This is a genomic window from Enterobacter sp. IF2SW-B1 (genome assembly GCF_001743375.1).
Taxonomy (GTDB): Bacteria; Pseudomonadota; Gammaproteobacteria; order Enterobacterales; family Enterobacteriaceae; genus Enterobacter; species Enterobacter bugandensis.
In genome coordinates this window covers 45,353-66,603 of record NZ_MJAA01000008.1, presented here as the reverse complement: position 1 = coordinate 66,603, position 21,251 = coordinate 45,353, and the positions used below count along the sequence as shown (strand labels likewise).

Here is a 21,251-nt window from a genome sequence, read left to right as displayed (position 1 = left end):
TTACGGAACAACAATCAGCGGGCCGCTGGCCGCACCCGTTGCCCGCCACTGCGGAACGTACATAGACTCCACCATCGGAACCGGCACCTGGTAGGTGCCCGGCGTTACGGCACGGGCCAGATAAACCAGCGTAACCGGCTGACCTTCGTTTACCGGCACGGCGGCCACAAAGCGGTCGTCGCGGAACTCCATGTGCTGAATGTCCGCCTGCTGCATCTGGCTGAGCAGGTTCTGCACTTCGCTGCCGCTGTCCTGCAGGCTTGCGCTGCTGCTCGCCAGGTTCTGGTTTTCCAGCTCCAGACCAGCCGGGAGGAGATCCACAACCAGCGCATCTGGCACGTTCTGGCTGGCTTTCACTTCAAGCCAGACCAGCACCAGCTCACCGCTCTTCAGCGAAGAGAGCGATTTGCTGCTGCCATCGGTTGCCAGGATATGACGTTCAACCTGCAGCACGTTGGAACTCGGCTGAGGCGCATATTCCGGATAGCCGGTACTGTCCAGACGTACCCACAGCGGTGCCGTGCCGGTATTGGTTACCTGAAGCGCACCAAGCTGGTCGCCGCTTACGTTTTGTACCTGCGCCTTATCGCCGCCTGATGCGGTATCAGACAACGTGGTTTTCGCCTGCCATGCACCTGACAGGGTTTGCAGCGAACGTCCGGCCAGGAACAGCGCATTGCTCTCCTGGGTGGATAGCCAGCGCTGGCTGAATGCCTGTTCAGAAAGAGCATTCAGCAGCGTATTTTGCGCATCCGGCAGCAATTTATACTCCTCCAGAAGGGAGAGCATCAGCGCGTTATCGCGAAGCGGGCTGCCGTAATCGGCCATCCATGTTTTTCTGTCGTTACGCGGTGTTTTGAGCGCCAGATCCAGCGCCTGCTGGCTGCGCGGCGCATCGCCCATCAGTTTGAGCGCCATGCCCAGCTGCATCAGCGGCAGCCCGGAAGCCGCCTGCCCGTGGCGCTCCCAGATTTCACGCAGCGCGCCCAGCGGGGCTTTTTGCTGACGCGCCAGCACCAGCGAGGCATACGCCTGCACGGCAAATTTGCTGGCCTTGGCGTCGTCGCTGTAGCGGATAGACATCATGCCCGGATCCTGCAGGTAGCGCAGCAGACGGTTGTTGGCGTTGTTCACCGCATCGGCAGGTACGCTATAACCCTGCTCGCCCGCGCGCACCAGGAAGTCAGTCACATAGGCGGTCAGCCAGTACTCTTCAGGGCCGTTTTTATCCCACAAGGCAAAACCGCCATCATCACGCTGCATCTGCAGCAGACGGGAGATCCCAATATCAATGGCAGCACGGCGCTGGTCATCGGTATCTCCTTTTATACCAAGCGCGGTAAGCTGCGCGGCGTTGGTATAGAGTGACGGGAACAGGCCGCTGGTGGTCTGCTCCAGGCAGCCATACGGATACGCCTGCAGTTCACGAATATAGCGCGCCAGGTTGAGCGGTGGTTTGCCGCTCAGCAGCAGTTGCCCCTGCAGGGTGGCAGGAGAGAAACCGTTGCTGTGCTGCGCCGGTGCGGTCCAGGACTCGCCGGGGTTCAGCATGGCACCGGTATTGACCGTCTGCGCCGGGAATGCCGGACGTACGCCAATTTTCCAGCTCTTCTGCTGCGGGGCAAAGGTTTCGCCCGGAAGCTCCAGGCCGGTAACCTGCGCCGTCACCTCACCGTCACCATAACCCTCCAGCGCACGCACCGGAATAAACAGGGTACTGCGCGCGCCCGGCGGCAACTGAACCGGCTGCGGCTGTGCACCTTCCAGCGACACTTTTCCTGTCGCGCTCAAGGCGACGTTCAGCGATTGCGGTTTGTCGGTCAGGTTAGTGAGATCCAGCGTCAGCCGTGAGGTATCTCCACTTGCCAGGAAGCGCGGAGTATTAAGCTCGGTAATAACCGGCGCGGCCACCACAACCTTGCTTTCGCTGCTGCCGAAATCATCTTCCGTCCACGCCTGCGCCATCAGACGCAGTTCGCCGTTGAAATCACCAATCGGCAGCGTAACGGTGCCTTCTCCGTTGGCATCCAGCGTAACCGGCTGAGCCTGTTGGGCAATAATGGTGACGTGGTTCACCGGCGGTTTACCGCCGCGCTTGAGTTCATCGCCGTCACCACCGAAACGCAGCGCGGCCATGCGGCCCTGCCCTTCAATGACCTGGCCGTAGATATCATAGATATCGGCGCCGTAACGCTTCTGGCCGAAGAAGGCCTGCCATGGATCTGGCGTAACGTAATCGGTAATGTTCAGCACGCCGCTGTCCACCGCCGAGACCAGCACGTTCACTTTCTGCGGAACCGCCCCCTCTTTCACGCTGGCCTTCACCTTCACGGAGAGCGTCTGGTTTGGACGCATTTTCTGCGGGTTATCCAGTGCTATGTTCAGGCGGCGATTTTCGTCGCCCATCGGCAGATGCAGCAGACCAACCGCGCGCTTCGGCGTGGCGGATTTGGATTTATCGCCAGGACGCACCACCAGCGTACTGAGATAGAGATCGTGACGTTTCCAGGCTTTATCCACCGGAATGGAAAGATCGAGCCCGTTTGCCGGTACGTCGATCTCTTTCCACCACAGCGGCCCTTCGCTGGACTCGATCATCGCATAGCCCTTGCCTGCGGCTGGCGCTGCAATGTGCAGCTGGATGGTATCGCCTGGCTGATAGGCCGGTTTATCCAGTTTCAGGGTCACGCGGTCAGGGCGCGCGGCCCCGGTGCCGTCGCTGTTATCCTGCCAGCTGTAACCTGCCCAGAAGCGCACGCTGCTGACCACATCATCAGGCGCTTTCACTTCCAGACGGTATGAGCCCCACTCCACCGGGAAGGTGACTTTGCCGGTTTCATCGGCCTTAAGGCTAAGCTCCTGCTCGCCCTCAATCAGCTCTTTTTGATCAAACTGAGACTGCCAGCCTTCGCTCTCGGACCAGTTCCAGAAATAGTCACGGCGTTCACGGATCAGGCGTACCTGTAAGCCGGATACCGCTTTTTTCGCGCCGCTGGCATCGGCATAGACGATGTCAAAGCTGGCGTTGCCGTTCTCGTCGACGATCGGTTGGTTGACGGTGGTATCGGTACGGTAGTCGTAGACCGCCTTACTGGCGAACTGCGGACGGATACCCGGCAGTTGCGCCGCCGGCCAGATAGCCTGCTCCGCGCGGCGCGTCACCGGACGACCGCCTGATTCCAGCAGGCTCGCCTGCAGGATCAGCTGCAGAGGCGAGTGTACCTCTTTCCACTGGCTTTCGATGGTGACCTGCCCGTGACCCTGCTCATCCAGCGTAAGCTGCACTTCATCCAGACTGCGGCTCAGGTTTTCTTCCGCAATATCACCAAACTGGAAGCCGGGCAGCGCAGCAACGGCCTCACGCAGCGGACGCAGGAAAAGCTGGCCCTGAAGAGAATTGCCGTTGGCCGGAGCGCCATACAGGTAATAGCCCACGATGTTGAAGTCCACCTCATCCTGTGGGGAAACCGGTGCTTTTTGTCCCGTCAGATTGAGCGCCATACGCTCGGGCATAAAATCTTCGACGTGGAAATCCCACAGGCGCTGCTGGTTATCACCGATATTCGCGCGAATATGCCACATGCCTGTCTGGGCACCGCTATCCAGCGCGTAATTGAAGCGGTAGAGGCCGTTCTCAGGCTGAACAACGATCGTGCGTGCCACCTGCCCGTCCGGGCGCAGCACGTCAAGCTTCACGGGCTGATCAGGAAGCGGTTTTCCGTCGCTGTCGCGCAGCAGGCCGTTAAGGATCACCGTTTCACCCGGACGATAGAGATCGCGTGGGCCAAACATAAAGAATTGCTTGCTGAAGCCGGGGCTACCGGCGATGTCGAACTCTGCCAGGTCGAGCGCTGGGAGCTTGAGATCGAGCAGCGTAGTCTGGCCGTCTTTGCTGGCGAGGATCAGCGCGGCTTCTTTGTCTGTTTCAAGCTTCGCATGGCCGTCGGCGTCGCTGCTGGCTTCGGCGAGCGTCTGACCTTTATCATTCAGCAGCGTGACGGTGACGCCGGACTGCGCCGCACCGTTTTCCAGGCTCTGGGTGAAAATGTCCAGCCGGTTATGATACCGGTGAGCAGACAAACCGATATCGCTCAGGGTAAAGAGCGTTGCGGCATTGCTGTAGTTGTAGTGCCCTGCCTGGTTCATGACGGCGATATAAACGCCGGACTGCTGAAGCGGCTTGATATCTTTAAGCGGCAGGAGCAGTTTTTCACGCGTATTGCGCGCCGGGTTGAGGTCAAAACGACCGGTATAGACCAGTTCCGCCATCTTCAGCAGATTGTCAGATTCCCAGTTGGTCAGCGAGTTGCGGTACTCCCACTGGCTGACAAACGAGGCCAGCGATTCGGGCTTCACGCGGTAGAAATTGACGTCCACATTGTTGACGTTAAGCGCCATCACCGGCAGCCCTTCCACCACTTTGCCCGGCAGCAGCGAGCCGCGGCTGGCGAAACCGACCGACGGCTCTATATCTCGCGTGGTGAGGGCTTTTTCATAATCAATGCCAAAGGTCGCTTTGTTTAGCGCCACCAGGCCACGATCCACGGTGATAACCAGATTACGGTTTGGCTCCAGATGGCGCAGGCGCAGCTCTTTCAGGTTAGGCGCAAGTTCCCACGCCCCGTCAACTTTGCCGCTTTTCTTATCCACGACGTGAACCGTCTTCGCGAAATCCTGTTCCGGATCCAGCGGGACAGAGAAGGTCAGCACCAGCGTAGCGGCGCCGTCCAGTTGCACTTCAGACGCATCAAGCAGAGTCAGCGCTTTTCCCTGACTCTGGGCGGCCATTTTAGCCAGCTTTTCAGCGTCGGGCTTTTCCGCGGCTTTCGGTGTTGATGCGGTGGATGCTGCGGGAGCCGCAGCCTGAGGTTTATCGTCGCTGTTATCACAGCCGACAAGCGTAAAGGTGGTGAGCAGCGCGAGAGAGATCGCGGCTAAGCGAAACGGTTTCATCCTGTGTCCCTGGCCTGAGGGGGCCTGTTGGTCGTCGTCCGGATAAGTATTATCCGCAAGTTTCGTTAATACAAAAAGTCCATTTTAAGAATCTGGAAAGCGCCTCGCAGAATGGCATCACGCCGCTACACCGGGATGGAACCGCGATCACAACGCATAACGTCACATGTTACCTTTTACGTCATTTGTTTTTAAAACAAGAAGATAGCTGGATATGTTCGCTCAGAGCCTGCTAGTTTTATGACCATGACGCACCCCGAGTGCGCGGTTCAAAAAGAGAGAAAGCCATGAAACGAGCCGTGAACGCCCTACAAAATTTCGGAAAATCATTATACGGACCGGTACTTATCTTACCGATTGTCGGTCTGTTTATCGCCTTTGGCAATGTGCTGGGCAACGGTAACCTGGCCGAATACCTGCCGTTCCTTGGTCATCCGCTTATCCAGAGTATCGGCCAGCTGATCGCCAAATCTGCCGTGTCGGTGCTGGTCAACCTAGCGCTGGTGTTTGCCGTCGGGATCCCGATTGGTCTGGCGACGCGCGATAAAGGCTACGCGGCGCTGATTGGTCTGGTGACTTTCGTGGTCTTTATCAACGCCATGAACGTGACGCTGCAGCTGCAGGGCGAGCTGGCCCCTGCTGAGCAGATGAAAGCCGCCGGACAAAGCATGGTGCTGGGCGTTCAGGTGCTGGAGATGGGCGTTTTCGCCGGGATCCTGACCGGGGCGCTCTCCGGTTACCTGTATAACAAATACTCCGGCGTACAGTTTAACGGCGCGATGGCAATTTACTCCGGCCACTGTTTTGTGGCGATTGTCATGTTGCCCGTCTCTATGCTGCTCGGCGTGGTAATGAGCGAACTCTGGCCGTTTGCCCAGCATGGGATTAGCGCGCTGGCGCTGGCAATTAAAGGCTCTGGCCCGTTCGGGGTGGCGATCTACGGTTTCCTTGAGCGCATTCTGGTGCCGACCGGCCTGCACCATCTGGTTTATACGCCGTTCCTGTATACCGAACTGGGGGGCACGCAGGAGGTGTGCGGCACGGCTTACCAGGGGGCGCGCAATATCTACTTCGCCGAGATGGCCTGCCCGGACGTGAAGCAGCTCAGCAGCACGGTAGTGTGGGACGCGCGCGGCATCAGCAAGATGTTCGGCCTGCCCGCCGCCGCGCTGGCGATGTACATGACCGCGAAGCCGGAGCGTAAGGCGATTGCGAAAGCCATTCTGATCCCGGCGGCGCTAACCTCGCTGCTGGTCGGCGTGACCGAACCGATTGAATTCTCCTTCCTGTTCGTCGCCCCGCTACTGTTCGTGGTGCATGCGGTCCTGACCGGTATTGGCATGATGCTGTTCTCGCTGCTGGGCGTTCATGCCATCGGCGCCAACGGGATTATCGATTTCATTCTCTACAACCTGCCGCTCGGCACCGAGAAATCCAACTGGCCGATGTACATCGTGGTTGGGCTGATCATGTTTGCCCTCTACTTCGTGGTGTTCCGCTTCCTGATCCTGCGTTTCAACATGAAAACGCCGGGCCGTGAGGATGAAGATCAGGAGACACGCCTCTACAGCAAGCAGGAGTACCAGGCGAAAGGCAATAACGACGGGCTGGGCGAGTCCATCGTGGTGGGCCTGGGCGGCCGGGAAAATATTGAGGTTGTGGATAACTGCTACACCCGCTTACGCGTCACGGTGAAGGATGTTGCCATCATCGACGAGCCGCGCCTGAAGGCGACCGGCGCGAAAGGGGTTATCAAACAAGGTAACAACGTTCAGGTGGTCTACGGGCTGCACGTCAAAAAAATGCGAGAAGCCGTTGAGACGTTTCTCTGAAAGGAGCTAAAGATGTTTACACCCCCATTCATTCTGTCGATTGCCGGCGGCGGCAGCACTTACACGCCGGGTATTGTGAAAAGCCTGATGGTGCGCCTGCAGGATTTTCCGCTGGCCGAAATCCGCCTCTATGACATCGACGAGGCGCGTCAGAACACCATTGCGCCGGTGGTTGAGAAAGTGATTCGCGACCACAGCCAGAGCATCAAATTTACCGTCACCAGTGACCCGGAAGTGGCCTTCAGCGGCGCGCATTTCGTTTTCGCCCAGATGCGCGTCGGCCAGTACAAAATGCGCGAGCAGGATGAGAAGATCCCGCTGCGTCACGGCGTGGTCGGCCAGGAGACCTGCGGCCCCGGCGGGCTGGCCTACGGACTGCGCACGATCCTGCCGATGGTCGAGCTTATCGATCTGGTGGATCGCTACGCGCATGAGAAAGCCTGGATCGTGAACTACTCCAACCCGGCGGCGATCGTCGCGGAGGGCGTGCGACGCCTGCGACCAAATGCTCGCGTGCTGAACATCTGCGATATGCCGGTCGCGGCGATGCGTAATATGGGGGCCATTCTGGGTGTCGATCGTCGCAAACTGGAGGTGGACTACTTTGGCCTGAACCACTTCGGCTGGTTTACCCGCGTGCTGGTGGACGGCGAGGACAAATTACCGGAGCTGCGTAAACATATCGCGAAGTTTGGCCTGCTGACGGAAGATGCGGCCAAAACCGATCCGCAGCACTCGGATCCTTCGTGGGTTAAAACCTGGCGCAACATCAAGCCGATTATGGATAACTTCCCGGAGTACCTGCCGAACCCGTACCTGCAGTACTACCTGATGCCAAACCAAATTGTGGAGCATCAGAACCCGGACTATACCCGCGCCAACGAAGTGATGAACGGGCGTGAGAAAAAGCTGTTCGCCGCCGCCGAAGAGTACAAGCACACCGGGATTTTACCGGATGCCTTCCACGTGGGCGTTCACGGCGAGTTTATCGTCGATGTCGCCTGCTCGCTGGCCTTTAACCTGCGCCAACGCCATCTGGTAATGGTGGAGAACCGTGGGGCGATTACTAATCTGCCATACGATGCGGTGGTGGAAGTACCCGCCTACATCACCTCCGAAGGGCCGGAGCCTGTGCGCGTGGGGCTGGTACCGCTGTTCCACCAGACCCTGCTGCAACAGCAGCTGGCGTCTGAACAACTGCTGGTAGAGGCGACCATCGAAGGCAGCTATGAGAAAGCGCTTCAGGCGTTCACCCTCAACCGCACCGTGCCCACCATGGAGCACGCAAAAGCGATTCTGGATGAGATGATAGAAGCCAACCGCGACTACTGGCCTGCGCTGCAAAAAGCCTGGCAGGACGGCGAAACGGTGAAAAAATAGGGGCTTGCTCGCGAGTTGAACGTGGTTTGCTTGTCGGTGTCAGAAAAAACACCGACAATCCTTTTTTACGGAAAAGAATGGAGGCAACCCATGTCCACCTCATATTTTGTCGCCGCCGACTGGCTGATTGAGCACGGCGACGATCCGGAAGTCCAGATTATTGACGCGCGTATGGCCCCGCCGGGCCAGGAACATCGTGACGTTCCCGGTGAATACCGCGCCGGGCATCTGCCTGGCGCGGTATTTTTTGATATCGAAGCCCTCTCCGATCATACCTCTCCCCTGCCGCACATGCTGCCGCGCCCGGAAGCGTTTTCCGTGGCGATGCGCGAGCTGGGCGTCAGCAAAGACAAACATCTTGTTGTTTACGATGAAGGCAATCTGTTCTCCGCGCCGCGCGCATGGTGGATGCTGAAACAGTTTGGCGTGGAAAAAGTCTCGATTCTGGCGGGCGGTCTGGCGGGCTGGAAGCGTGACGAGCTGCCGCTCCAGCAGGGCGACGTGACGCTGCCGGAAGGCGAGTTCGACGCGACGTTCGACGTCAACGTGGTGAAGCGCCTGACCGACGTACTGGTCGCGAGCCATGAAAAGACGGCGCAAATCGTCGATGCGCGCCCTGCACCACGCTTTAACGCTGAAGCGGATGAACCACGTCCAGGGCTGAGACGAGGCCATATTCCAGGTGCGCTGAACGTGCCGTGGGGCGACCTGGTGTTTGAGGGCGAGCTGAAAACTACCGACGAGCTGCGTGCCATTTTTGACCGCGCGGGCGTGGATTTACATCGCCCGATTATTGCCAGCTGCGGCTCCGGCGTGACGGCCTGCGTGGTGATCCTGGCGCTCGCCACCCTCGGCGTCAACGACGTTACGCTCTACGACGGCGCCTGGAGCGAATGGGGGGCGCGTGACGATCTGCCAGTTGAACCGGCGAAATAATGGATAACCGCCTGGCCACGCTGTTAACGCGCGGGGCGTCCCTGACCCGCGCGGAGTATCGCGTCCTCGCCCACCTGACGGAGCATCCGCTGCTGGTGGGCAACATCACGGTGCGCGAGCTGGCGCAGGCGACGTTTGTTTCTACCGCCACCATTATGCGGCTGTGTCAGAAGCTGGGGTTTAGCGGCTTTAGCGAGTTTATCTGGCACTGCAAGCAACTGCTCTCCGACACGCCGCATATTGCCGCTCAGGCGCAATCCCTTCCTGAGCTCCCGGCGCTGTTTAATCAGTTTATCGCTAACTATCAGCACACCTTTCAGTGGGTCACCCAGGCCAAACGCCAGCAGTTTGCCAGCCTGCTGCGCCAGAAAGAGAGCTTCTTTCTCTACGGCGCCGGGTTTTCCTATCTCTTTGCCGAATACCTGACCAAGAAGCTGCAGGTGTTGGGCAAAACGGCGTTCATCTCCGGGCCGGGGGACAGCCGAAACATTTTTCTTAGCAACGCTGCGCGTTATCAGGTATTTATTGCCGTCTCCCGCAGCGGCGAAACGGAACAGGTGCTGGATAAGGCGCGGATTGCCAAAAACGTCGGCATGACGGTCGTCGCCTTTACCCGCGCCTCGGCCAATACGCTGGCGGGCATGGCGGACGTGCACTTTGCGCTGTATGACGAGGCGGTGCACTTCGCTGCCGAAGCCGCGGGCGTGACGTCGTTTGAGTCGAATCTGGTGCTGCTGATGGATTTACTGCTGCTGGAGGCAACGGGGTGACATTCACCCCGCCGTAATCAGATGATGCGGTTGGTCTTGAGATCGCGCAGGAAGCCGCCCCAGCGACGCTCGTAGAACGGCGTGATGTGCTCGGTAATAAAATGGCTGATGCCCTTCTCACCGTTTTTCACCTGACAGATATCGATCGGCTCATCGCCCGGCAGCGTGTCGGTGGCCACGCTTCCCGCCGCCTGAATGATGTCGTCGATATCGCCGTCGGCTTCAATCCCAATCAGCAGAACAGGCTTTTCGTCAGCGCTCTCTTTGATAGAGCAGAGGAACGCGCGTCTTACCGGTTTCAGAGTTTTGAACAGCGTGGTCAGCGAATCGATCATCTGCGCAGGCGGCTCGGCCACCTCAGACAGCAGCAGCGTTTCGCCCCCTTCCAGCACCTCCTGGGTGCTAAGCGGGTTACCCTCTTCACCAATCAGGTGGCTGATCTCGCGCGGGGTAAACTCTTTCCCGGTTGGCAGCTTAGCGTTAAGGAACAGCGTCTGGCCCAGCGTCATTTCGAACAGCGTGCGCACCGGCATCACCACGAACGCCTGTTCATCTTCTACCGCTTCCTGCAACGCTTCCAATGAAGTGAAGAACGGGATCACCGACGTGCCGTCATCTTTCTCCCAGTGCAGCAGATCCAGCGCGCTGTCTTCCACTACCTGCTCACCTTCCGCCGCGGTGCCCGGCACCCAGACGGTGGATTCCAGCAGCGTGCGGAAAAATGCCGGACGATGGGCGGGCTCGGTCGCCGCCTGTTCCAGCAGGGTTTCTAATTCGTTTTTGGTATCTGACATAGTTTGGCTACTTCAATAAACGCCGGGTGGCGCTTTGCTTACCCGGCCTACAAAACCACAGGCCCGTGCAAGCGCAGCGCCGCCGGGCAAAAAAGATCACTCAGCCGTCAGCAGGTTCGCCACGGTACGCACGCCCAGACCGGTCGCACCCGCGGACCACTGCTCAACTGCCGCCTTACGGTAGGTTGCGGAGCAGTCGATGTGCAGCCAGCCTTCGTGATAGTTCTCAACGAAGTGCGACAGGAAGCCTGCTGCGGTACTTGCCCCCGCCGGGTACGCCGCGCTCGCGGTGTTATTCAGCTCGGCAAAGTTAGACGGCAGCTGGCTGCGGTGGAACTCGGCCAGCGGCAGACGCCAGAACGGTTCGTTTTCCGCAGCCGCGCTTGCCAGCAGGCGAGCGGCCAGCTTGTCGTCAAAGCTGAACAGCGCGTGGTAGTCGTTGCCCAGGGCGGTTTTCGCCGCGCCGGTCAGGGTCGCCATGTCGATAATCAGCTCTGGCTTCTGGGCAGAGGCGTCGATGAGGCCATCGGCCAGCACCAGACGGCCTTCGGCATCGGTGTTCATCACTTCGACATTTTTACCGTTGCGGTAGCGAATGATGTCGCCCAGCTTGAAGGCGTTGCCGCTCACCATGTTGTCCGCGCAGCACAGGTAGAGCTTCACGCGCTTGTTCAGACCGCGGGTGATGGCGAACGCCAGCGCGCCGGTGATGGTTGCCGCGCCGCCCATGTCGGACTTCATGGAATCCATGAACGCGCTCTGCTTCAGGCTGTAGCCGCCGGTGTCGAAGGTGATACCTTTACCGACCAGGCAGGCAAAGACCGGCGCGTCTTTATCGCCGGTTGGGTTGTAATCCAGCGCCAGCAGGACCGGAGGACGCTCAGAACCACGGCCCACGGTGTGGATGCCCATGTAGTTCTGCTCGCGCAGATCTTCACCTTTGGTGATGCGGTAGGACATCTTATCCCCCGCCACGCCGCACAGCAGGTCAACTGCACGCTGCGCCAGTTGCTCAGGGCCTAACTCCTCCGCCGGGGCGTTGATGGTGTCGCGCACCCAGTCGATAATTTTCAGGCGGCTTTCCAGCTCTTTCTGACCGGCTTCGTCGAGGTTCGCCCACTCAATTTTGCGGGTGCCTTTCGGGCCTTTGTAGCCCGCCCAGAACGCCCAGCTGCGGTCAGTATCCCAACCTTCGCCTTCCAGCGAGACATGCTTAATGCCCAGGCCGTCAATTTTACGCGCGGCGCGCTGGATCAGACCTAAATCATCTTTGCCCGTCAGGTGCAGGGTGATACCGTCGTTGTTGATGCTGTAGCTGGCTTTCTCGCCCCAGCGCGCGTCGGCGGGCTGCGTAGAGAGCGTAATCTTCATCGCTTCGGTCATTTTATTTATCCTTATTAGCAAACGGGCCGCCTGAAGGCAGCCCGTTAAGTGATTTACTCTGCTTCATCTAACCAGACTAACAGAATCGCCTCCAGAATTTTTTCATTGGATGCGTTTGGATCGTCGTCAAAATCCTCTAAATCGCAGATCCACTGGTGCATGTCGGTGAATCGTACGGTTTTGGGATCGAGATCCGGGTTCGCGTCGTAGAGCGCTTCACCGATTTCACGGCTGTCTGTCCACTTCAGTCCCATATTAATGCTCGCGTGCGTGGTTGATGGTGTAGCGCGGGAATTCCACGACCAGATCTTCATCGGTCACCGCGGCCTGGCAGCTCAGGCGGCTGTCTGGCTCCAGACCCCATGCTTTATCCAGCATGTCGTCTTCGTCTTCGGTGCTCTCGGCGAGAGAGTCGAAACCTTCACGCACGATGCAGTGGCAGGTGGTGCAGGCACAGGATTTTTCACAGGCGTGTTCCACTTCGATACCTGCACGCAGGGCAACATCGAGAATGGTTTCACCGGTCTTCGCTTCCAGAACAGCGCCATCCGGACAGAGGTCCGCATGAGGCAAAATAACAATCTTTGGCATATTAAACCTCGTCCACGGACTGGCCTTTCAGCGCGACGCGGACAGATTTGTCCATGCGGCGAGCAGCGAAGTCCTGGGTTTGTTTATCAACGTTTTTAATGGCTTCTTCTATTGCGTCAGCGTCATTGCCTTCGGCGACTGCGCGTAAGCGCGCGGCAGCCTCGTCAATCACCTGACGCTCGGCGGCGCTTAACAGCGCGGCATCGGCAGCGAGCGCCCCGTTCAGACTTTCCAGCACACGTGCGGCTTCAACTTTCTGTTCAGCCAGCATACGCGCCTTCACATCCTGCTCGGCGTAGCTCATTGAATCCTGGATCATGGAGGCGATTTCGCCATCGGTCAGGCCGTAGGACGGCTTCACCTGGATGGACGACTCCACGCCGGTCGATTTTTCCATCGCCGTGACGCTCAGCAGGCCGTCCGCATCTACCTGGAAGGTCACGCGAATATGCGCCCCGCCAGCTGGCAGCGCCGGGATGCCGCGCAGCGCAAAGCGCGCCAGAGAGCGGCAGTCCTGCACCAGTTCGCGCTCGCCCTGCATCACGTGGATGGACATCGCGGTCTGGCCGTCTTTGAAGGTGGTGAACTCCTGCGCACGCGCCACCGGAATGGTGGTGTTACGCGGGATCACTTTCTCCACCAGGCCGCCCATAGTTTCTAAACCGAGAGACAGCGGGATGACGTCCAGCAGCAGCATTTCGCTGTCCGGCTTGTTGCCAACCAGAATATCGGCCTGGATAGCGGCGCCGACGGCAACCACTTTGTCCGGGTCGATGGAGGTCAGCGGCGTGCGGCCAAAGAATTCGCCCACGCGCTCGCGCACCAGCGGCACGCGCGTTGAGCCGCCCACCATGACCACTTCCAGCACCTCGTCAGCCTCCACGCCCGCATCCTTCAATGCGCGACGGCAGGCCAGCAGGGTGCGTTTAACCAGAGGCGCAATCAGCTCGCTGAACTGGTCGCGGGTGATTTCACCCTGCCAGCCTGCGACATTAACGCTGACCGACTGCGCATCGCTCAGCGCAATTTTGGCGTCGATGGCCGCATCCAGCAGTTCGCGCTGAACGCGCGCATCGCTGCGATCGCTGATGCCCGCCTGATCGCGGATGTAGTCCGCCAGCAGATGGTCGAAATCATCGCCGCCGAGCGCGGAATCCCCGCCGGTCGCCAGCACTTCAAACACCCCGCGGCTCAGGCGCAGGATAGAAATATCAAAGGTGCCGCCGCCCAGATCGTAGACCGCAATTACCCCTTCCTGACCGGAGTCGAGGCCGTAGGCAATCGCCGCCGCCGTCGGTTCGTTCAGCAGGCGCAGCACGTGCAGGCCCGCCAGACGCGCGGCGTCTTTGGTGCCCTGACGCTGTGCGTCGTCAAAATAGGCCGGAACGGTGATCACTACGCCGTCCAGATCGCCGCCAAGCGTCGCCGTCGCGCGCGCCGCCAGCGCTTTGAGGATGTCAGCAGACACGCGAATTGGGTTCAGCAAACCGGCCGCCGTGGCAATCATCGGCAGACCGTTTTCACTGGCCTGCAGCTGATACGGCAGGTGCGGGTAGCGGGTCTGGATATCAGCCAGCGAGCGGCCCATCATGCGCTTTACGGAACTGATGGTGTTGGCCGGATCGCGCGCGGCGTTGGCGCGGGCGTCATAGCCGACCGCGTGACCCTGCTGCTGGTAGTGGACCACGGAAGGCAGCAGATGGCGGCCCTGCTCGTCGGCCAGCGTTTCCGCCTGGCCGCTGCGCACGGTCGCCACGAGGGAATTGGTGGTGCCCAGGTCAATACCGACCGCCAGACGACGCTGGTGCGGTGCGGCGCTTAAGCCAGGCTCACTAATTTGTAATAAGGCCATAATTGCTTCCGAAATTAAAAATCGAGCAGCTTTTCTTCGAGTTGTTCAGCGCTGCTTCGCAGTTTATCGAGAAAACGGAGTTTGCGCACAGTGTCTGCCGCCATGTCCCAGGTCTCGTTGTTCAGTTGCTCCACCATCTGCTGATGGCGGGTATCGAACATGCCCTTCACGCGCGTAATAAAACGTTCCAGACGCGCTTCGTCTTTGGCCTGTTCAATCTCATCCAGCTCTTCGCGCAGCTCCAGCTGTTCCATCAGAAACGCGGTGTCGCGCACGGTGTGCTGTTCGCTCGCCAGATCAAAGCCGTGGAGCGAGAGCAGATATTCTGCACGCGCCAGCGGATGGCGCAGCGTCTGCCAGGCCTGGTTGATGGTCGCGGAGTGCGATACCGCAGCCAGCTGCTCTGCCTGCGTCCCGCTGGCGAATTTATCCGGATGATACTGACGCTGCAGATCCTGAAAACGGACCGTCAGTGCCTGAAGATCGATCGGGTATTGAGCGGGTAGTCCGAAGAGAGTGAAGTAATCCATAACAATCTCAGGGGTAGCCTGTTAGAACAAACCCCACGCGCAGCAAAGCCACGGTGGGGTTTCGGATGACGCGCGGTTAAACGTGGAAGCTTTCGCCGCAACCACACTCGTCTTTGACGTTCGGGTTCGTGAATTTGAACCCTTCGTTCAGGCCTTCTTTTACGAAGTCCAGCTGAGTGCCGTTGAGAAATTGCAGGCTTTTGCCATCGACCACCACCTTCACGCCCTTGTCTTCAAACACGGTGTCATCAGACGCCGGCTCGTCAACAAACTCCAGTACGTAAGCCATACCAGAACAGCCGGAGGTACGTACGCCCAGTCGCAGGCCAAAGCCTTTACCACGGTTCGCCAGAAAAGAGCTTACTCGCGCGGCAGCGCTGTCGCTAAGGGTAATCGACATACTCAAACCTCAATTATTTTGCTTCACGTTTGCTTTTGTAATCCGCAATGGCGGCTTTGATCGCGTCTTCTGCCAGAATAGAACAGTGAATTTTCACCGGTGGCAGTTCGAGTTCTTCAGCAATATCCGTGTTCTTAATTGCCTGTGCTTCGTCCAGAGACTTGCCCTTCACCCACTCGGTGACCAGGGAGCTGGACGCAATTGCAGAACCGCAGCCGTAGGTCTTGAAGCGCGCGTCTTCAATGATACCTTCATTGTTGACTTTAATCTGCAACTTCATTACGTCGCCACACGCCGGCGCGCCAACCATGCCGCTACCGACAGATTCATCGCTGTTGTCAAAAGAGCCAACGTTGCGCGGGTTCTCGTAATGATCGATAACTTTTTCGCTGTATGCCATGATTGAATTCTCCTTATATACCGATTAGTGATGTGACCATTCAATGCTGTTCAGATCCACGCCCTGCTTGAACATTTCCCACAGTGGAGAAAGGTCGCGCAGACGGCCAATGGAGTTACGAACCAGCTTGATGGTGTAGTCAATCTCTTCTTCGGTAGTGAAACGACCTAAAGAGAAACGGATAGAGCTGTGTGCCAGCTCGTCAGTCATACCCAGCGCGCGCAGCACGTAGGATGGCTCCAGGCTTGCAGACGTACAGGCAGAACCGGAAGAAACGGCCAGGTCTTTCAGCGCCATGATCAGCGATTCGCCTTCAACATAGTTGAAGCTGACGTTGAGGATGTTCGGCGCGCCCTGCTCGAGATCGCCGTTCAGATACACTTCTTCCATATCTTTCACGCCGTCCCACAGACGGTTACGCAGCGTGCGCAGGCGCGCCATCTCGGTTTCCATCTCTTCTTTTGCAATGCGGTACGCTTCGCCCATGCCCACGATCTGGTGAACAGGCAGCGTACCGGAACGCATGCCGCGCTCGTGACCGCCGCCGTGCATCTGTGCTTCGATGCGGATACGTGGCTTACGACGAACGTACAGCGCGCCGATCCCTTTCGGGCCATAGATTTTGTGGCCGGAGAAGGACATCAGATCTACTTTCAGCTGGCTCAGGTCGATAGGCAGTTTGCCCACGCTCTGGGTCGCGTCCACGTGGTAGATGATACCGCGCGCGCGGCACATTTCGCCGATGGTCGCGATGTCCTGAACGACGCCGATTTCGTTGTTAACGTGCATGATGGAGACCAGGATGGTGTCGTCACGCATCGCCGCTTCGAGCTCTTTCAGGTCAATAATACCGTTGCTCTGCGGAGCCAGATAGGTCACTTCGAACCCTTCACGCTCCAGCTGGCGGCAGGTGTCCAGCACGGCTTTGTGTTCGGTTTTGCTGGTGATGATGTGCTTGCCTTTTTTCTGATAAAAGTTGGCTGCACCTTTGATCGCCAGGTTGTCGGATTCGGTCGCACCGGAGGTGAAAACAATCTCACGCGGGTCGGCACCCACCAGGTCAGCAATCTGATTACGGGCGATATCCACCGCCTCTTCAGCATGCCAGCCAAAACGGTGTGAACGGGAAGCTGGGTTACCAAAGTTTCCGTCCAGGGTCAGACACTGCATCATTTTCTCGGCAACACGCGGGTCCACCGGCGTGGTTGCGGAGTAGTCGAGATAAATCGGTAATTTCATTGCTCTATAAACTCCGTACATCGCTTCAATGCAAGGAATCAGGCAACCGGCTGGATGTACGACCGAGTACGCGGGGTGTGACCACCCCGGCCTGATTCTGAAATACTTATCGTTTTATTACGCGCGTAATTTGACGTCGATAGCGTCCTGCGCGCGGGTGCTGCGTTGTGAATCATGGCTGTGCTGACGGCCTGATACGTCCAGAACTTCCTGGTTATTGACCAGTTCACCGAGGGTGATGTTGTTCAGGAAGCCGGTCAGACGGTCGCTCAGATCGCGCCACAGCGCGTGGGTCAGGCACTTATCGCCGCCCTGACAGCCGCCTTTACCCTGGCAACGGGTTGCGTCAACGGATTCATCCACCGCGCTAATCACTTCGCCAACCGCAATACTGCCCGCGTCTTTACCCAGCAGATAACCGCCGCCCGGGCCACGAACGCTGGACACCAGTCCATTTTTACGCAGTCTGGAGAACAGCTGTTCCAGGTAAGAGAGGGAGATCCCTTGTCGTTCAGAAATATCAGCCAACGGAACCGGGCCCGCTTCGGAGTTGAGCGCAACGTCCAGCATCGCGGTCACGGCATAACGCCCTTTAGATGTCAGTCTCATGTCTTACTTAACCTCAAACTCGCCCCTGCCCGGGGTTTTTTATTGTAAAATGGGGGTATTGCATAGCAGGGCCAAGTCTGACATTCCTGACTAAAATGGTCAACTATTTACTTGACTGTTTTAGTCAGGTATTTAACCTTCTGTGCCTTCATAATATAGGTGCGGCCTGATGCCCTCACCCCAACCCTCTCCCACGGGGAGAGGGGGAAATCGGCACTACTCTTTATTCTTCTGCTCAATCGACGCCAGAATTCCGCGCAGGATGTTCAGCTCCTGGCTTTCCGGACGCGCGCGGGTAAACATGCGGCGCAGTTTGTTCATCACCTGGCCAGGGTGGCCTTCACGGATGAAGCCGGTAGCGAGCAGCGTCTGCTCCAGGTGACCGTAGAAACGCTCAAGGTCGTCCACCAGCGGGTAGGCCGTCTCTTCTTTCGGTTCTGCCTGCTTCTCCTGCGTCGCCAGCCAGGCCATGCGCACTTCGTAGGCGATTACCTGCACCGCCATTGCCAGGTTCAGCGAGCTGTATTCCGGGTTGGCTGCAATCGCCACGTGGTAGTGGCACTTCTGCAGTTCGTCGTTGGTCAGGCCAACGCGCTCGCGGCCAAACACCAGCGCAACCGGCGCCTGCTCTGCTTCCGAGACGCTTTTCAGGCCGCATTCGCGCGGATCCAGCATCGGCCACGGCAGCGTGCGGGAGCGCGCACTGGTGCCCACCACCAGGCTGCAACCGGCCAGCGCTTCATCCAGCGTGTCCACGATCTGCGCGTTGCCGATCACGTCGCTGGCCCCGGCCGCCAGGGCAATAGCCTGAGAGTCTGGTTTCACCAGCGGATTAACCAGCCACAGGTTCGTTAAGCCCATGGTTTTCATAGCGCGGGCCACAGAGCCCATGTTGCCGGTGTGCGATGTTTCGACCAGCACGATTCGAATGTTTTGCAGCATAATTTTTAGATGTCTGGGTTCAGTGTCTGAAGAATATTCGGGCATATTATCATAAACGGGAGACATAATCCGATCCCGCTGCTATACTCTGCGCCGATTTTCCTGTTCTTTAACATCCAGTGAGAGAGACCGATGCATCCGATGCTGACCATCGCCGTGCGCGCAGCGCGCAAGGCGGGTAATGTAATTGCCAAACACTACGAAACGCCAGACTCCGTAGAAACCAGCCAGAAAGGCAGCAATGATTTCGTGACTAACGTCGATAAAGCCGCAGAAGCGATTATTATCGAAACGATCCGCAAATCTTACCCGCAGCACACCATCATCACCGAAGAAAGCGGTGAACATGAAGGTACCGATCAGGATGTTCAATGGGTTATCGATCCGCTGGATGGCACCACCAACTTCGTTAAACGCCTGCCACACTTCTCTGTGTCAATCGCAGTACGCATTAAAGGCCGTACTGAAGTCGCCGTTGTTTACGATCCAATGCGTAACGAACTGTTCACCGCGACCCGCGGTCAGGGCGCACAGCTGAACGGCTACCGTCTGCGCTGCAGCAACGCACGCGACCTGGACGGCACCATCCTGGCGACCGGCTTCCCGTTCAAGGCGAAGCAGCACGCAACCACCTATATGAATATCCTGGGCAAGCTGTTCACCGAATGCGCGGACTTCCGTCGCACCGGCTCTGCTGCGCTGGATCTGGCCTACGTGGCAACCGGCCGCGTTGACGGTTACTTCGAACTGTCACTGAAGCCGTGGGACTTCGCTGCGGGCGAGCTGATCGCACGTGAAGCAGGCGCGATTGTTTGCGACTTCACCGGCGGCCACAACTACATGACCACCGGCAACATCGTTGCGGGTAACCCACGCGTTGTTAAAGCCATGCTGGCCAACATGCGTGACGAGCTGAGCGATGCGCTGAAGCGTTAATCTCCTCATCTCAGCCCTCTCCCCAAAGGGGAGAGGGTGCTAAACGGCGCCGCGCTCATCCACATCGTTACCGCCGCCACCAGCAGAATCACTCCCCCCGCCAGCGCGAGCGTTGTCCATCCTACCTGTCGCCACAGTACCGGCGTTTTATTGCCACTGAGTTTTACCGCAAGCTGACGGAAGCTGTGAACCAGCAACGCCAAAGACGAAATGGTGAGAGAGGTTCCTGCCGCCATTGCCAGCGCCGAGAGCATGCCCCAGCCGAACACGCCAATCACTTTACTGAACAGCAGCACCATGATTGCCCCCGAGCACGGGCGCATCCCCATAGAGAGAACTATCATCAGCCGCGCGCGCCAGTCGTCACCGCTCTGTAATTGTTCCTGCGTCGGCAGATGCTGATGCCCGCAGCCGCAGTGCTCATCATGAACGTGGTGCGGCGTAAAGGTTTTGAATTTGGGCTTTTGCAGCAGCGCGCGCAGCTTTTTCAGCGCCCGCCAGCAGAGGATCAGCCCCAGCACGCCGACCAGCGCATAGCTGCCCTTCTCCAGCCAGAAGCTGCTCAGGTGCAGCTGGCGCGCGGGAAGCTGTAATAGCGAAAGCACAACCACCACCAGCGCAATCGCCACGCCCCCCTGAAGCAGCGAAGAGGCCAGCGTCAGGCCAATGCTTGATTTCAGCTTCGACGGATGGGTGGCAAGCCAGGTGGTAATAACGATTTTGCCGTGCCCCGGCCCCAGCGCATGCAGCACGCCATAGATAAAGCTGAACGCCAGCAGGGAACCGCCCGCTTTGGTCGGGTTCTCCGCCACCGCCTTCAGCAGCCCGCTCATCTGCTGGTTGACCTCACGCTGCCAGATGATGCTTTTCATCATCACCTGCGGCCAGGCCTGCCACAGCCAGAGCGAACCGCAAACGGCGAGCAGTAGAAAAAGCGCCAGCGGCCAGAGGTGCAGCCAGCGGCGCGGCTTTCGTACCGGAGAGGAGATCACTGACATTGTAACGTTACCTTCTGCGCAAACTGTTTACCCAGTTCCATGTCCTCCGGTGGGGCATCCTCTTTATCAAGAGAGACAGCAAAATTCAGCGTCTCTTCGCTGGGCTTCGGGGTGTGAACCGTAATGTTGCAGGTTTTTTGCAACGACGCAGGAAGCTGCACGTCGCTGTCCTCGGCGTAGCTCATATCGACGTAGTACGTTGGGTCAAAGGTGGAAAACGTATAGGTTTGTCCTGCCAGCGGCTGCGGATGCGCCAGTGGGAGCACGAACGTCAGCACCGCCTGATGTCCGTCGCGGGACATGCCGTATTCTGTCGGGCGATTGAGGAACTTCACCTTTTGTCCGTTATGCCAGAACTCGGTGAAGTAGTGCTGCCCGAGCACGTTGGCCATCACTTCTGCCGCCAGCTTTTTCCAGATTTCGTCGCCCGGCTTCGCGTTACCCGCATCATAAAGCAGATCCGCCGAGGTGATTTCATCCATCGTCCAGCGCATTTTCAGGCCGCTCAGCTGCGTGCCGTCGGTGACCAGCTCGGTTTTCAGGCTGATAAAACTGTGAGGATGTGCGCTGGCGGTAAAGGTGATAACCGCCAAAAATAACGCCATCGCATTTTGTTTAACTGTCTGCATCAATTCCTCACGTCAAAAATTCTGTGATGTTCCCCAGCAATCCTGAGTGAAAGGCCTGCCGGCGCGCTTTTCAGCGT

The 21,251-nt window shown here is 58.3% G+C and carries 19 protein-coding genes; 5 read left to right on the top strand and 14 right to left on the bottom strand.

The genetic code is table 11. The features are described 5' to 3' along the window. Entirely contained in the window at window positions 1–4,953 is a 4,953-nt protein-coding gene (locus A6013_RS16260) for an alpha-2-macroglobulin (protein ID WP_069733427.1), read from the bottom strand. A gap of 287 nt (window positions 4,954–5,240) precedes the next feature. On the opposite strand from A6013_RS16260, the gene A6013_RS16255 reads away from it, so the two are divergent. The 4 genes from A6013_RS16255 to A6013_RS16240 all read left to right on the top strand — a co-directional run bounded on the left by A6013_RS16255 (window position 5,241) and on the right by A6013_RS16240 (window position 9,871). Beyond that, on the top strand, window positions 5,241–6,785 hold the full coding sequence (locus A6013_RS16255; protein ID WP_069733426.1) for a PTS transporter subunit EIIC: 1,545 nt from the start codon (window positions 5,241–5,243) through the stop codon (window positions 6,783–6,785). Window positions 6,786–6,797: 12 nt separating this feature from the next. Then, window positions 6,798–8,165 carry a 6-phospho-alpha-glucosidase gene (locus A6013_RS16250; RefSeq protein WP_047364170.1) on the top strand — a complete coding sequence of 456 codons (1,368 nt, stop codon included), beginning with the start codon at window positions 6,798–6,800 and terminating at the stop codon, window positions 8,163–8,165. Between the two features lie 90 nt (window positions 8,166–8,255). Further along, window positions 8,256–9,101: a 3-mercaptopyruvate sulfurtransferase gene (sseA, locus tag A6013_RS16245; RefSeq protein WP_069733425.1), complete on the top strand. Its 846-nt coding sequence runs from the start codon at window positions 8,256–8,258 to the stop codon at window positions 9,099–9,101. Continuing rightward, entirely contained in the window at window positions 9,101–9,871 is a 771-nt protein-coding gene (locus A6013_RS16240) for a MurR/RpiR family transcriptional regulator (RefSeq protein ID WP_063943559.1), read from the top strand. Before sseA ends, A6013_RS16240 begins: the two co-directional genes overlap by 1 nt. Window positions 9,872–9,888: 17 nt before the next feature. Here the strand turns inward: A6013_RS16240 and sseB are convergent, their stop codons facing one another. The 11 genes from sseB to trmJ form a co-directional block, all read right to left on the bottom strand. Then, the gene (sseB, locus tag A6013_RS16235) at window positions 9,889–10,665 is read right to left on the bottom strand and encodes an enhanced serine sensitivity protein SseB (RefSeq protein WP_045260181.1); all 777 of its coding nucleotides are present in this window, start codon (window positions 10,663–10,665) and stop codon (window positions 9,889–9,891) included. Window positions 10,666–10,761: 96 nt separating this feature from the next. Continuing rightward, a complete protein-coding gene (pepB, locus tag A6013_RS16230) occupies window positions 10,762–12,048 on the bottom strand; it encodes an aminopeptidase PepB (protein ID WP_069733424.1) in 1,287 nt (428 codons plus the stop codon). A gap of 53 nt (window positions 12,049–12,101) precedes the next feature. Beyond that, window positions 12,102–12,302, bottom strand: a complete 201-nt coding sequence (gene iscX / locus A6013_RS16225) for a Fe-S cluster assembly protein IscX (protein WP_003860650.1) — start codon at window positions 12,300–12,302, stop codon at window positions 12,102–12,104. 1 nt (window position 12,303) lies between these two features. Then, entirely contained in the window at window positions 12,304–12,639 is a 336-nt protein-coding gene (gene fdx, locus A6013_RS16220; protein ID WP_003860652.1) for an ISC system 2Fe-2S type ferredoxin, read from the bottom strand. A 1-nt stretch (window position 12,640) separates the two neighbouring features. Further along, window positions 12,641–14,491: a Fe-S protein assembly chaperone HscA gene (hscA, locus tag A6013_RS16215; RefSeq protein WP_045260179.1), complete on the bottom strand. Its 1,851-nt coding sequence runs from the start codon at window positions 14,489–14,491 to the stop codon at window positions 12,641–12,643. Between the two features lie 14 nt (window positions 14,492–14,505). Further along, entirely contained in the window at window positions 14,506–15,021 is a 516-nt protein-coding gene (hscB, locus tag A6013_RS16210; protein ID WP_069733423.1) for a co-chaperone HscB, read from the bottom strand. 76 nt (window positions 15,022–15,097) lie between these two features. Further along, window positions 15,098–15,421, bottom strand: a complete 324-nt coding sequence (gene iscA / locus A6013_RS16205; RefSeq protein ID WP_003860659.1) for an iron-sulfur cluster assembly protein IscA — start codon at window positions 15,419–15,421, stop codon at window positions 15,098–15,100. Window positions 15,422–15,434: 13 nt separating this feature from the next. Continuing rightward, a complete protein-coding gene (gene iscU, locus A6013_RS16200; RefSeq protein WP_003860661.1) occupies window positions 15,435–15,821 on the bottom strand; it encodes a Fe-S cluster assembly scaffold IscU in 387 nt (128 codons plus the stop codon). A gap of 24 nt (window positions 15,822–15,845) precedes the next feature. Next, entirely contained in the window at window positions 15,846–17,060 is a 1,215-nt protein-coding gene (iscS, locus tag A6013_RS16195; protein ID WP_003860663.1) for a cysteine desulfurase, read from the bottom strand. A 117-nt stretch (window positions 17,061–17,177) separates the two neighbouring features. Next, window positions 17,178–17,669 carry a Fe-S cluster assembly transcriptional regulator IscR gene (gene iscR, locus A6013_RS16190; RefSeq protein WP_008502158.1) on the bottom strand — a complete coding sequence of 164 codons (492 nt, stop codon included), beginning with the start codon at window positions 17,667–17,669 and terminating at the stop codon, window positions 17,178–17,180. 216 nt (window positions 17,670–17,885) lie between these two features. Beyond that, window positions 17,886–18,611, bottom strand: a complete 726-nt coding sequence (gene trmJ / locus A6013_RS16185; protein WP_028014076.1) for a tRNA (cytosine(32)/uridine(32)-2'-O)-methyltransferase TrmJ — start codon at window positions 18,609–18,611, stop codon at window positions 17,886–17,888. A 132-nt stretch (window positions 18,612–18,743) separates the two neighbouring features. Here trmJ and suhB point away from each other — a divergent pair, with 132 nt between their 5' ends. Next, the gene (gene suhB / locus A6013_RS16180; protein WP_028014077.1) at window positions 18,744–19,547 is read left to right on the top strand and encodes an inositol-1-monophosphatase; all 804 of its coding nucleotides are present in this window, start codon (window positions 18,744–18,746) and stop codon (window positions 19,545–19,547) included. A gap of 5 nt (window positions 19,548–19,552) precedes the next feature. Here suhB and A6013_RS16175 read toward each other — a convergent pair whose 3' ends face one another. After that, the gene (locus A6013_RS16175) at window positions 19,553–20,545 is read right to left on the bottom strand and encodes a nickel/cobalt transporter (protein WP_028014078.1); all 993 of its coding nucleotides are present in this window, start codon (window positions 20,543–20,545) and stop codon (window positions 19,553–19,555) included. After that, window positions 20,536–21,174, bottom strand: a complete 639-nt coding sequence (locus A6013_RS16170; RefSeq protein ID WP_028014079.1) for a DUF1007 family protein — start codon at window positions 21,172–21,174, stop codon at window positions 20,536–20,538. The genes A6013_RS16175 and A6013_RS16170 overlap by 10 nt, the downstream gene beginning before the upstream one ends. Window positions 21,175–21,251 lie beyond the last annotated feature (77 nt).